Source organism: Pelagicoccus mobilis, assembly GCF_016595505.1.
Classification (GTDB): domain Bacteria; phylum Verrucomicrobiota; class Verrucomicrobiia; order Opitutales; family Opitutaceae; genus Pelagicoccus; species Pelagicoccus mobilis.
In genome coordinates, this window is record NZ_JAENIL010000041.1 from 63,894 (window position 1) to 76,991 (window position 13,098).

The following is a 13,098-nucleotide window of genomic DNA, read 5'->3' on the forward strand; positions in this document are numbered from 1 at the left end:
TGAATTACCCCGCAAACCCCGGCGATTCCCTTAACGATGAGTTTAACAGACACAAACAATCCAGATCGCCAGGAGTGGCTATCCTACCAGACCGGTAATCTTGTCGTCCAGTTGGGCGAGGGGTGGTCTGAGGCGGATCAACTGCCGAGTCGCGAACGCTCCTATAAAGAGAAGCTGTCAAAGTGCTCTGAGGGCGATGTCGTCGCCTTCAAGGGGGAGGGAGTCAGGGGCGACCGTCCTTTGCAGTTGGCCACTTTGCTGGATTGGGTACGTCTCGCGGAAGCTGAGGGGCTGGTCGTTGACTTTGATGGTCTTTCGCCGCAAGCGGTCTCCTTGATGCGTCTCGCGTTGGCGGCGCCTAAGAAAGAGAAGGAGGTCGAGAGCGACCAGGACGTCTTCGAGCGGATTGGCCGCCTGTTCATGGCCCGCCAAGGCGAGAAGCGTCAGGTCTACGAATTTACGGGCGAGCTGATGCGTTCGCTGGTGCGCCTGGTGATGGGCAAGGCTCGTTTCAGGGGACGCGACTTTTGGATGTGTCTGGAAGATTGCGGGGTGAAGGCCTTGCCGATCGTGGCTCTGATTTCGACCATGGTGGGCGTTATCCTGGGGTTTGTGGGAGGCACGCAGCTGCAGGCGTTTGGCTCGACGATCTATATGGTCGATCTGGTTGGCGTGGCGGTCGCTTGGGAGCTTGGTTGCTTGATGACCGGCGTGATCATGAGTGGCCGCACGGGAGCGGCGTTTGCGGCCCAGCTCGGTAGCATGAAGGTTAATCAGGAGATCGACGCTTTGGATACGCTCGGGCTCTCCACGATGGAGTACTTGGTGGTGCCGCGCGCTTTGGCTCTGATCTTGATGATGCCATTGCTGACTTTGTTCGCGGATTTCTTCGGTTGTCTTGGAGGGTTTATCGTAGCGCTTCAGTTTGATATCAGCCCGGTTGAGTACTGGGTGGAGCTTACGGGTACTCTTGACCTGAGGGGCATCCTCAGGGGGATTATCAAGTCATTCTTCTTCGGAATCATCGTGGCCGGCACTGGTTGCTACTACGGCATGTTCAGCGGGCGCAGCTCGTCGGCGGTAGGGACCGCGGCGACTAAGGCGGTGGTTTCCGGAATCAGTTGGGTAATCGTGTGCGACGCGATGTTCGCCTTCGTCTTTCAAGTAGTTGGATTTTGAATATGTCTAAGCAAGAACAGGAAAAAAAGCTGCACATAGAGGTTCAGGACCTGACTATGGCTTATGGCAGCTTCGTGCTGATGAAGGATCTCAACTTCAAGGTGTACGAGGGGGATGTATTCATAATCATGGGAGCCAGCGGTTGCGGCAAGTCGACGATGATGCGGCATTTGATCGGGCTCAACGAGCCTGCTAAGGGCGACATTCTGTACCGTGGCGAGTCTTTCGTTAAGGCGAGTGCGAGCGGACGTGAACAGATGGTGCGACGTTGCGGAGTGATGTATCAGAGCGGAGCTCTTTGGTCATCGATGACGTTGGCGGAGAACGTGATCTTGCCGTTGAAGCAATTTGCCAGCTACAGCGATCGCGAGGCGGAGAGCATCGCTCGCTACAAGCTCTCGCTGGTCGGGCTTTCCGGTTTTGAAGATTTTTATCCGTCCGAAATCAGTGGCGGTATGGCTAAGCGGGCCGGGGTTGCGAGAGCGTTGGCTCTCGATCCTGAGGTGCTGTTTCTCGACGAGCCTTCAGCGGGCTTGGATCCGCTCAGCGCCCGGCGTCTCGATGAGATGATTCTAGAGCTAAGCTCGAATCTGAAGATGACCACAGTGGTGGTGACCCACGAGCTGGAGAGCATTTTCCTCATCGGGAACAACTCGATTTTCTTGGATGTGAACACGCGGACTTTGGGCGCTACTGGCAATCCGAAGCACCTTCGTGATCACTGTGAGAATCCTATGATCCGTAACTTTTTAAGAAGAGGTGAACTCAATGCAATTGGTGATTAAAATTAGAAAAGGAGCATTCAAATGAGCAAGAAAGCGAATTTCTTTGCGATCGGAGTTTTTGTGAGCGTAGCGGCTTTAATGGCCCTGGCTGCGATCATCATCTTCGGCTCTGGCGCATTTAACAAGGAGACCTATCCGATGATGGCGACCTTCCAAGGCTCGACCAACGGGCTGAGAGTCGGAGCTAAGGTGAAAGCCTATGGCGTAGAAGTCGGCTCGGTCGAACAGGTGCTGCTGCATCGGATCGACGAGACGGGCGAGGTTTGTATTCCGGTCATCTTCAACTTGGACATGGACTTGCTGAAGAGCTTGCTCGGTGTCGACTTCGGTGAAGACGAATACGAAGAGCGTATGAGGCAATTCGTATCCGGCGGTGCGGTGGCTGAGCTGCAGATGGCCAGCATGGTCACTGGGTTGCTCTACGTGCAGCTGCATTTCGACAAGGACCGTGACGAAGGGTTTCAGATCAATGATGAGCGTTTTGCGGAGTACATCTCGGTGCCAACGGTATCGGGGGAACTCGCGGTGGCTATGGAGTCGCTTATCGCTCTGGCCAACAACGTAGGTTCGGCTGACGTGAGCACGCTGATCGACGAGGTGACGCTTGTGATCAAGGACGCTCGTGCGGCGATCCAAGCGGCACAGATCGACCGTCTCTCGGCAAGTGCCAACGCGTTCTTGAGCGAAGGGCGCAACGCTCTGGCCAAGCCGGCGGTGCAGCAAGGGCTCGACGACTTCGGCAAGACGATGGCGAACCTGGAGCAATTCTCAGGCAAGCTCAATACAGAGAGTGACGCCGCTTTCGAGAGCTTGGGCAATATCGCGGAGAAGCTTGATGGTTTGATCGGCGAACTGGAGACGGTCGCGAGCAACGCCAACGAGTGGTTGGATCCGGAAGGGGTCGTCTACTACGAGACGACCGAGACCTTGGAAAACGTGTCCGACTCTGCTCGGGCCTTGAAAGAGCTTTTAGAATACTTGGAGCGTAATCCTAACGCTCTCCTAACAGGAAAAGGAAAGGAATCTTCGAAATGAAATACAGAGCTTGCATTCGAATGGTAGCCATGGGCGTGACGGCCTTGTTGCTCTCTGGCTGCTTGACAAACGACCTGCTAAAACCGAAGCCGGACACGACACGCTTCTACGCTCTCGAAGCTGAGGAACGGGCATCCAGTCAAGGTGACGACGCATCCACTACAGTAGTGGTTAACATGATACGGATTCCGAAGTATCTCGATTACTCGGGGGTTGTCACTCAGCTTCCTTCTTACGAGATGCGGCAGTCGGGCGAGCACCGCTGGAGCGAGCCGCTGGACGAGGGAATTGCCCGCGTGTTGGTGGCTGGTATGGCCAGCGAGCTTGAAGGCGTGCGAGTGAGCCGGATCAAGGATCGTCCTGGTTTGGACTGGGACTACCGGGTCGGCGCGAGCGTTGAGAAGCTGGATGGCGACCTCGAAGGCGAGGTGAAGCTGCAAGTGCGCTGGTGGATCAGCGTGAACGATTCCGAGCAAACCCGGGAGTTTTACTCGAACCTGACGGAAAGCGCGGGAGTAGGGTATGAAGGCTATGTCGGAGCGATCAATCGCCTGGTAAAGAGCTGGAGCGTCGAGGTTTCGGCAGCGGTCCAGTCGCTAGAAAAGTAAATTCAAACAAGTTGCTGACCAATGGCAGGGAAGGAAAGTGTGGAGGAGGAGTTGGCTCGACTGCAAAAGCAGTTGGCTGACCTCGAAGCGAGGGAGTTTGGCTCTGGACCGGTCGACGGTCCAGATGCCGAACCTGTCGAGGAGCTTGGAAGCGAATCTAAGCAAGTGAATAGACTGAAGGAGGGACTCGACGAGCTTTTCGACCTACTGGAAGAAGAGGCGAAAAAGCGTCCGGCGGTGTCCGCCCTTATGGTCTTCAGCTTAGGCGTGATGTTGGGGCGGCTTTTAAAGTAACGTTGTCATGGAAAAAACAATACTCAAACTAAGGATTCTAGCGCGGGCTCAGGCTACGCTGTTTCAGATTTCCACGCGCCGGTGGGTGACGACCTTGGTTTTCCTGGCTCTGGCTCTCTCTTTTCTGCTGATCACGATCGCGATGGTGAATGTAGCGGCCTACATGTCGTTGATGCCTGAATACGGTGGTGTGAAGTCGGCGTTGATGGTAGGCGGAGGGAATCTTGCGATCGCCGTTCTGCTCGGTCTTTGGGCTGCTAGCATGGGTCCGAAGGCGGATGAAAAGATGGTGCGTGAGATTCGGGACACGGCCTTCAACGAGGTCTCCGGAGATGTCGAGGAGGTACGGGCTTCCATCGGAAAAGTGAAAAGCGACGTCGGCTCGATCCGTGAGTTGGTGGGAGCTGGCAAGGGCTTGGTTGGTAGCCGGGTCGATTTTGGTACGATCTCCGCGATCGTAGGTTTTTTGATCAGGCTGCTGAGGCGCCGGAAACCCAATTGAGGATCAGTGTTATGGATACTGCTGAAAACGTTTTAGGCGAAGAACGAAAGGGCCTGTCCCGCACGCCGTCGTTGTTGGAAGGCTTGGTGATTCTTGCGATCATCTTGACGGGGCTGGTTGTGGGGCAGAAGTTTATCGTCCCTTTGATTTTCTCGGTCTTTATCTGGAGTTTGATCAACGTGCTGAAGACCAAGCTGTCGCTGCTGTCGATCGCGGGGAAGCGATTGCCGGAGCCGGTTTGCTTGGTTCTTTCGATCCTGCTTTTGCTCGCGGCGAATCTTTCGATCTACGTCATCGTCTCCCAGCAGTTTCCGGCATTGGCGGAAGCGATGCCGCGCTACCAAGAGAAGCTGAACGCCTTGATCATTCGTATTTCGCAAGTGGTCCCTGGATCGGAAGTGGTCGACTTGAACGAGCTGTTGGGGCGGATCAATCTCTGGGAATTCGCCACGAAGGTGGGGACTCAGGTGAGAAGCTTGGCGTCGGGGCTGTTTCTGATGTTGATCTACGTGGCGTTTCTTTTGGCCGAGCAACGGTACTTTAGGGACAAGTTAGGCTTGTTGTTCAGCGGTAAGGTCGAGCGTCCGCGGATACTCTTGGACCGTATCGTCAGGCGGCTGAACATGTATTTGTACATCAAGACGGTGATTAGCCTGCTGACGGCGGTGCTTAGCTACGCCGTGATGGCTTGGTGGGGGCTCGACTTCGCTCCTTTCTGGGGCTTGCTGGTCTTCCTGTTGAATTTCATTCCGACGGTGGGCTCGATCCTGGCGGTGATTTTTCCGTCGCTGTTGTCCTTCATCCAGTACGACTCGCCCACGCCGATCCTGGCTGTGGTGGGGCTATTGGCTGCGATTCAGATCATCATCGGCAACTTCATCGAGCCGGCGATGACGGGGCGTACGCTCAACATGAGCCCCTTCGGCTTGATCGTTTCTCTGACCTTCTGGGGAATGCTGTGGGGGATCGTGGGGATGTTTTTGGCGGTGCCGATCACGGTGTGCATTGCGATCGTGTTCTCTAATTTCGACCACTTGAAATGGGTTTCGGTAATCATCGCCAAAGACAGTACTTTGCTCACGGATGTGAGGAAGCCGGTGTAGCTTGGGCGGATCTTTGGGGCGGCGTAATCGTTGAAAGGCGAGCGCCGCTTTTGCTTGGTTTATCACCAAATGCAGTGGATTGCTGTTTGAGCCGAGACTGTTGGAGCAACTGTTCCCGCTTCAGCGGGCTTATCGGTTTTCGCTGCTTGGGGTTGCCACCTAAAGGCGGAACTCCAACGGTTGGGTTCTCTTCCACTGCATTTGGTGATGATTCTTTTTCTCTCGAGGCGGAGTTCGTTTGTCCTAGCTGGTATTCGCGCAGGCTTTGGCGAACCATCGATATGGCCGTTGAGGACAACGGCCGCTACCATTCTCGCTTCTCGAGACGCTTTGGGGTCGCGGATCTCTAGCTGGCCATGGCTTGGATCTGAAAATCTGGATCAAGATCGCGATAGCGATTGGGCGAGAAGTTGGTCCAACGTTTGAAGGCGCGGAAAAAAGCTGGAGGATTCAAATAGCCGAGGAAGTCGGCTATCTCGTCGATTTGGAACCTGCCTTCATGGATCTTCTTCAGGGCTTCCTCGCGTCTCCAGTTGTCCACAAGTTCGGCGAAGGTGCAGGCCTCTTCGGCAAGGGCCCGTCTCAAGCTGCGTTCAGAGGTGTTGAGCATTAGGGCGACCTCCCTGATGGATGGGACCACCCCTGGAAGAGTGTGCCTGAGCAAGATTTCCACCTTGTCGGCCACTGAGCGGGGAGGCGAGAAATCCTGTTCCGTTACGCTGGCCAGATCTTCGCTACCGTGGCCGTTTTGAGCAAGGAGGTGAGTGTCAAGGATGACGGCGGAGGTCGGCATGCCGGTCCTCACCCGCGTCCTTTTCGCATTTGGAAAGAACTGAGTGATATCGAAGGCGGTGTCACTCTGGATATGCACTTCGATTGGCTCCCAATCGTCGCCTATGATATTTTTGAAAGTATTGAGGGTCAACGCGTTGTCGATATCGACGACATGTCTTCTTCCGGATGTGCCAGGATTGGCAAACCATTGCTCGAATTTCGAGATTTTGCCATGGGTCTCAATCCGCATCCGCTGATTTGTAAAAACGACATTGGGGAATTTCACTGCCTTTTGGCAGACGCTGAGCATGGAAGAGCGGCGGGCGAGCATTTCGCCCCATTCCGCGCAGCTGCTGATATGTAGCTTTTCTTGGAATTCGCTCGCGAGATCAGGGATACCGTGGCGGTGGTGGATTTGCTCGAGCAAGCCCTCGTACAAGTGAAAGGGTATGTAGCACTCTGGGTCTTGAAGGTCGAACGCTTCGATGCCAGCTCGACGGACGAGCGGCGTGAGGTTTACCCCGCTTGACTCAAGGCCAGAGAGTATGGGGTGCAAAAATCCGATTTGGGCAAATTCGATGTGCTTCATGAGTCACGGGATAGAGCTGTTGGCTGTTCAATTTCTGACTCATTGTAGCGTGAGATACCCGATGGTGGCTGTAGGACTTTAGTCCAATGCTCTGAAGTTGTTCGTCCGGGCGGCCTCTCTGTTAGGATTGGGCAGGGACTTGGCGAATGAATCGCTCTGGGAGCGCTTCGGGGGCAGTCTAAGGATTTGGCCGCTATTGGTAGAAGACGAGTGAGGTCAATCTGCTAATATCTGGTCAAATCACACGTTTCGCTCTCTGAGGTCATCCATCAGAGGGCTTCCATGCAGAAACGGGTTTTTAAATAACAGTCATGAAAAACGATGTTCCAGTCTCACTTTGGCGTTGGCCAGTCTTCCTGTTGGGAGTCGGTGCACGTCGTCAGGAACTATAGCTGAGCTCTTCAGACGCGAATAAAGACCGGGTATAGTATTAATTTTAGAGTGTGTATTAACAATGTTATATATTGTTGGTATATATCTTATGTGTGATTGGTGGTGTTTTTTTTGTAACCTGTTGGTCTGTAGTTGTATGCATCTTTTTTGTGTAGGACTAAGGTCTTATATATTTGGTTTTGTAGGTTTGTTATGATGTTCGTGTTCTTAGTTTAGTGGAATAAATATAGAGAAAGTAAAATGTCATGAAAAATCCAATACGTAAATGCTTAGCTGCCGCCTCGCTTCTTTTGGCGATGGGGGCGCAGGCCGAAGAAAAGCCGAATATCGTTTTGATGGTCCAAGACAACTTGGGCTGGGGCGAAGTTGGCTGTTACGGAGGGGGGATCCTCCGCGGGGCGGAAACACCGCGCATCGATGGATTAGCGAGCGAGGGAATGAAGCTCCTTAACTTTAACGTGGAAGCCCAGTGCGTGCCGTCTCGTTCAGCTCTGATGACAGGTCGTCACCCGATTCGCTCCGGTACGCATAGTGTTGTATGGGGTATGCTTTACGGGATGACCCAATGGGAGGAAACGATGGCGGAGACGCTTTCGGAGCAAGGCTATACTACGGCCATGTATGGAAAGTGGCACTTGGGCGATACTCCAGGCCGTTTCCCGACGGACCAGGGCTTCGACGAATGGTACGGAATTCCCAACACCACTGACGAAGCGACTTATACGGAAGGATTCGAGTACGATCCTGAAGTGGCGTCACCCTCTGTTGTGATGGAGTCGAAGCGTGGTGAGACACCCAAGACGGTCATGACTTACACTCGTGAGGTGCGTGGTGAGATGGACAATGTTCTCACGGACAAGACGATCGAGTTCATGGAGCGCAACGCGAACAAGGATAAGCCATTCTTCGCATACGTTCCTTACACGCTGCCGCACGTTCCAGGCATGCCAAGCGAGGAGTTTGAAGGTAAGACAGGCAATGGTCGTTGGGCGGACATGCTCTCCAACATGGACTACAATGTTGGCCGCGTACTCGACTCGATCGATGATCTCGGCATCCGCGACAACACGATCGTCATCTGGCTCAGCGAAAACGGACCAGAAGAAATCTGGCCGCACGCTGGTACGGCTGGCCCATGGAGAGGTACTTACTTCACGCCTTATGAAGGTGGTTTGAGAACGCCATGTCTCATCCGCTGGCCTGGAAAGATAGAGGCAGGATCTGTGAGCAACGAAATCGTACACATCACTGACTTCTACCCAACATTGGCTAAGATTGCCGGTGGTGATGTTCCTCAAGACCGTATCATCGACGGTGTAGACCAGATCGCTCACTTCAGCGGCGAATCTGCGGACTCAGCTCGTGAAGGTTTCCCAATCTACAACGGCGCGCGCTTCTACGGCTACAAATGGCGTAACTGGAAGGTGTTGACGCTCACCAACGAAACAATGGGCGACAACATCATGACTCCAGGCATGCCCCGCTTGTACCACATTCCTACCGATCCGAAAGAGCAGTACGACTTGGTCAAGTTCGGCGGCCGCGACGGGGGCGAACGAGCCTACTGGGTGCTTCCAGTTATCTTCAAGAAGATCGTAGCTCACAAGGCATCTCTCGCAGCGGAGCCACCGATCAAGATGGGTACGCCGGATCCTTACGTGCCAGCGAGCAACTAGGTTCGGTTCTGGAGTAAGAATAGCAACTATCGTTCTTAGCGATATTCGTATCATATCGGGGGCGGCCAATCCATTCGGGTTGGTCGCCTTTTGCGTTGTTTCGTCGCCATTTTGCGGGGAGAGTTTACTCTTTACGAAATCTCCTGTAGGAAGCGGTTAAATCCTCAAGTGCAGTGGAAAGGCGGTAGCGTAATCGTCTTGGACTTGCTTGAGCAGGAGCGCCTGCTCTGTTCGCCTTCGCCCCAGCGGTGTCGCCTTTTGCGGCGGTTGCTCCCAAGTCTGTCTCCAAGTCCACGATACCGTGAGTCGCAGGGTTCGCGACAGCGACTTGCTGGATCTCGGCTCTGCGTGGAGCTTACGGAGCGCAGGGCATGCTGTCCGGGCTGCGGAGTGCGCCGCGAAGCCATCGGCTGGCTGCAGGGCTCCAGCAAGATGACATGCAACTGGTCCGCCACGTTGAACAGCTATGCAAGCTGCTGCCAATCAGGCACGCTTTCCCCGCAAAATGATGAAGAACTTGCTTTTTTTGCGTTGTTTCGTCGCCACTTGCGGCCGAGGCGACGACTTCAGCAGAAGTCCGGAACCACCTGCTTTGACGCTCCAGAAGAAGCGACGCTTACCCGAAGGTTGCGCAGTTTCATGTCGAACGTTCGACATGAAACTGCGCAATCGGTCTTTGAGCGCGCTTGGGAGTGAGAAGGGGGCGTGGTGCGGTGTTTGGGGTTACGGGGTGGTTGGTTGGGAAGGGAAGGAAGTCTATGGGGCTATGATGGGCGTGAGAGGAGAAGGTGGCCGCCGTTGTCCAAGGGCCATTGGCTTAGCGATTCCCGTTGGGGAGTGTTTAGCTGGCCATGGCTAGGGCTTGGCGCTCTGGGTCAAGGTCGCGGTAGCGGTTGGGGGTGAAGTTGGTCCAGCGTTTGAAGGCGCGGAAAAATGCGGATGGGTTTAGGTAGCCGAGGGATGCGGAAATATCGTCAATGTGAACTCGGTTGTCGTTGACCTTTCTCAGAGCTTCCTTGCGGCGCCAATCATCCACCAGTTCGGCGAAGGTGCAGGATTCCTCGGCGAGGGCCCGCCTCAGAGTGCGTTCGGAGGTGTCGAGCATCTCCGCTGCCTCTCGGATTGAGGGGACCATCCCGGGCAAAGTCTGGGTGAGCAGGATTTCAATCTTGTCGGAGGCGGAGGCGGGGATTGAAAAATCCGGTTCCGGCGTCGAGCTCAGTCTATCGTTTCCGTTGGAATTGCGGGTGAGGAGATCGGTTTCGAAAACGATCGCGGTGGAAGGCATGCCCGTCCGCACCCGGGTCTTTCTTGCGTTTGGGAAATACTTGGAGATGTCCAACGCGGTGTCGTTTTGATAATGTAATTCGACGGGTTCCCAATCCTCGCCCAGGTAAAGTTTGAAGGCGTTGAACATGATGGCGTTGTCGATGCCTGTGAGTTGGCTGGTCCGCTTTTCATCAAAGTTCACGAACCATTGCTCGAGTTTTGAAATTCTACCGTGGGTGGTGAACCGAAGTCTCTCGTTGGTGAAGACGACGTTGGGGAATTTCACGGCCTTTTGGCAGACATTTAGGAGGGAGGTCTGCCCGGAGATCAATTCCCCGAATTCGGAGCAGCTGCCAAGGTGGATCTGGGAGTGGAACTCGTTCGCGATGTTTGCGATGCCTTGTTTGCGGGAGATTTGATTGAGGAACTTTTCGTAGAGATGGAGGGGGATGTAGGTTTCGGGATTCTGCAGGTCGAAGATCTCGATTCCGGCGTTCTGTATGTAGGGAGAGAGGTTTACCCCGTGTGACTGGAGCTTGGAGAGGATTGGATGTAGGAATCCGATTTGGGCGAATTCGCAGCTTTTCATGGTGGAGCTTGGTTTGATTGTGGGCTGTTCGTGTTCTTTCTTTCAGAATAACCCATGGAGCGATTCTCTGCTGTAGGACTTTGGTCCTATGTCCTTGGATAGCATAGGGCTGGGGGCGGGGCGGAAATCGATTTGGCCGCAAATGATGGTGAAATACGGCGAAGCGATTTGATAAGGTTTTGACAATTCGCAGCGCCACGAAGGTGAGGCGTCTGATTTCAACCATGAGAAACGTCATTCAAGCTCGGTATCTGCCTTGGGCTACCGCTCCGTCTGAAGAGGGGCAAAGGAAGGGTATCCTACCCTTCGGTGGCATCGATGCTGGATCGCAGAGGAGCAGGAGCTTTGGGGGGCTCACTTCTAGTAAAGAGATTGGGGAATTTTTGGAGTTATATATTGTATTGTTGTTTTGATTTTTTGGTGGTTGTTTGGAGTTTTTTTTATTGGGTTTTTGTAGTGTTTTTTACATTGGGAGTTTGTTGTTTTTATAAATGTTTGTAAGTGACTGTAGTGTAGGGGGTAGTGTGTTTGTGGGATTGTGTTATGATGTTTTAGGAATAGTACGACTAAGGTCTTATATCGGTGTGATGATTTGGGTGATATATTGTTTTTGTTGTTATTTTATTCAGGGAAATAAAAAGGGAATATAAGATATGAAAAATATAATACGAAAAACAGTCGCTGCTGCTTCGCTTCTTTTTGCAGTTGGAGCTCAAGCGGAAGAGCAGCCGAACATCGTGATGGTGTTCATGGACAACTTCGGTTGGGGGGAAGTCGGAGCTTATGGTGGGGGCGTCCTACGTGGTGCGCCTACGCCGAACATCGACTCCATTGCCGATAATGGAATGAAGCTGCTCAACTTCAACGTGGAGTCCCAGTGCGTTCCCAGTCGCTCGGCCATTATGACCGGCCGTTATGCGATCCGCTCAGGCACTTCTAAGGTACCGCTCTCTGCCGGTCTCTATGGCATGACGCAGTGGGAGTATACCATGGCGGAAATGCTCTCCGATGTTGGCTACAACACCGGCATGTTTGGCAAGTGGCACTTGGGAGACTCTCCGGGACGCTATCCGACCGATCAAGGATTTGATGAATGGTGGGGCATTCCCAATAGCTCGGATGAGAGTATCTGGCCGGACAATGATCTCTTTCGAGAAGGAGTTCACCCGCAAGCCAAGTTCGCTCATATCATGGAAGCGAAAAAGGGTGAAACGCCTACAGTGCTCGACGTCTACGACACTGAGTGGCGTGCGAAAATCGACAAAGAAATCACTGATCGCTCTGTAGATTACATCGGGCGCAAGTCGAAGGAGGACAAGCCGTTCTTCCTGTTCATTCCTTACACGATGACTCACTTCCCAGTCAAACCGCACTCGGATTTCGCGGGTAAGACTGGTAATGGCGAATACGCTGACGTGCTCGCTCAGCTCGACCACTATGTAGGTCAGCTACAGAAGGCCGTAGCGGATGCAGGTGAAACAGACAATACGATCTTCATCTTCACTGCGGACAATGGTCCAGAAGGCATGGATCCTTATGAAGGCTTCGCCGGTCCTTGGAGCGGAACCTACTTCACTGGGCAAGAAGCTTCTCTTCGTGTGCCTTTCCTCATCCAGTGGCCAGGCAAGATCCCAGCTCGCAGCGTATCCAACGAGATCACTCACGAGATGGACCTCTTCGCCACTTTCGCTAACATTGCTGGCGGAAAAGTGCCTACTGATCGTAAGATGGACAGTGTTGACCTAACTGACTTCTTGCTCGGCGAGAAGGTTGAATCAGGCCGCGAGTCAGTGGTCATCTACAACGGCACAGACGTCTACGGCGTCAAGTGGCGGGACTGGAAGCTCATGTTCAAGGAGCTCCGCACCTTGGATGAGGATGCAGTGGTGAACTACGGTACTCCGCTCTTCTACAACCTGCTTCAGGATCCAAAGGAAGAACGTGGCAACCGTTTGACTGCTCACAACCTCTGGGTGCGCTACCCAGCGAGCCAAGTGCTCATCGACCACATCAGGTCACTCAAGGAAGAGCCGCCTATCGCGGAAGGCACGCCAGATCCTTACGTGCCTGGTAAGAACTAGGTTGTTCGTTATTAAATAATTACAAAGCGTTTTTGTACCACTAGACAGTGAGCATTCAGGGGCGACCAATCCATTCGGGTTGGTCGCCTTTTGCGTTGCTTCGTAGCCAGTTGCGGACGAGGCGACGATCTCAGCGGAAGCCCGGAGCCCCCCGCTTTGGCGCCCAGGGAGAAGCGACGCTTGCTCGAAGGTTGCGCAGTTTCATGTCGAACGTTCGACAT

Annotated in this window: 11 protein-coding genes; 9 read left to right on the top strand and 2 right to left on the bottom strand. The window is 53.7% G+C overall.

From position 1 onward, the window contains the following. Positions 1 to 36 precede the first annotated feature (36 nt). Genes JIN87_RS19815 through JIN87_RS19845 form a run of 7 tightly spaced genes read left to right on the top strand, consistent with a single transcriptional unit; the run spans position 37 to position 5,506 of the window. A complete protein-coding gene (locus JIN87_RS19815) occupies positions 37 to 1,179 on the top strand; it encodes an MlaE family ABC transporter permease (protein ID WP_200357353.1) in 1,143 nt (380 codons plus the stop codon). A gap of 2 nt (positions 1,180 to 1,181) precedes the next feature. Further along, positions 1,182 to 1,964: an ABC transporter ATP-binding protein gene (locus JIN87_RS19820; RefSeq protein WP_200357354.1), complete on the top strand. Its 783-nt coding sequence runs from the start codon at positions 1,182 to 1,184 to the stop codon at positions 1,962 to 1,964. Between the two features lie 21 nt (positions 1,965 to 1,985). After that, entirely contained in the window at positions 1,986 to 2,999 is a 1,014-nt protein-coding gene (locus tag JIN87_RS19825) for an MlaD family protein (RefSeq protein ID WP_200357355.1), read from the top strand. Continuing rightward, on the top strand, positions 2,996 to 3,607 hold the full coding sequence (locus JIN87_RS19830; protein ID WP_200357356.1) for a PqiC family protein: 612 nt from the start codon (positions 2,996 to 2,998) through the stop codon (positions 3,605 to 3,607). The genes JIN87_RS19825 and JIN87_RS19830 overlap by 4 nt, the downstream gene beginning before the upstream one ends. 21 nt (positions 3,608 to 3,628) lie before the next feature. Further along, complete coding sequence (locus tag JIN87_RS19835; protein ID WP_200357357.1) at positions 3,629 to 3,901, top strand: hypothetical protein; 273 nt, start codon at positions 3,629 to 3,631, stop codon at positions 3,899 to 3,901. Between the two features lie 7 nt (positions 3,902 to 3,908). Then, entirely contained in the window at positions 3,909 to 4,403 is a 495-nt protein-coding gene (locus JIN87_RS19840; protein WP_200357358.1) for a hypothetical protein, read from the top strand. 11 nt (positions 4,404 to 4,414) lie between these two features. Further along, positions 4,415 to 5,506: an AI-2E family transporter gene (locus tag JIN87_RS19845; protein WP_200357359.1), complete on the top strand. Its 1,092-nt coding sequence runs from the start codon at positions 4,415 to 4,417 to the stop codon at positions 5,504 to 5,506. Positions 5,507 to 5,852: 346 nt separating this feature from the next. On the opposite strand, the gene JIN87_RS19850 is transcribed toward JIN87_RS19845, so the two are convergent. Then, a complete protein-coding gene (locus JIN87_RS19850) occupies positions 5,853 to 6,869 on the bottom strand; it encodes a helix-turn-helix transcriptional regulator (RefSeq protein ID WP_200357360.1) in 1,017 nt (338 codons plus the stop codon). A 638-nt stretch (positions 6,870 to 7,507) separates the two neighbouring features. On the opposite strand from JIN87_RS19850, the gene JIN87_RS19855 reads away from it, so the two are divergent. Next, positions 7,508 to 8,938 carry an arylsulfatase gene (locus JIN87_RS19855; protein WP_200357361.1) on the top strand — a complete coding sequence of 477 codons (1,431 nt, stop codon included), beginning with the start codon at positions 7,508 to 7,510 and terminating at the stop codon, positions 8,936 to 8,938. Between the two features lie 841 nt (positions 8,939 to 9,779). Here the strand turns inward: JIN87_RS19855 and JIN87_RS19860 are convergent. Next, complete coding sequence (locus JIN87_RS19860) at positions 9,780 to 10,796, bottom strand: helix-turn-helix domain-containing protein (RefSeq protein WP_200357362.1); 1,017 nt, start codon at positions 10,794 to 10,796, stop codon at positions 9,780 to 9,782. Between the two features lie 653 nt (positions 10,797 to 11,449). Between JIN87_RS19860 and JIN87_RS19865 the strand changes: the two genes are divergently transcribed. Then, positions 11,450 to 12,877 (top strand): arylsulfatase, encoded by a 1,428-nt coding sequence (locus JIN87_RS19865; RefSeq protein ID WP_200357363.1) that lies wholly within the window; start codon positions 11,450 to 11,452, stop codon positions 12,875 to 12,877. The last annotated feature ends 221 nt before the right edge of the window (positions 12,878 to 13,098 follow it).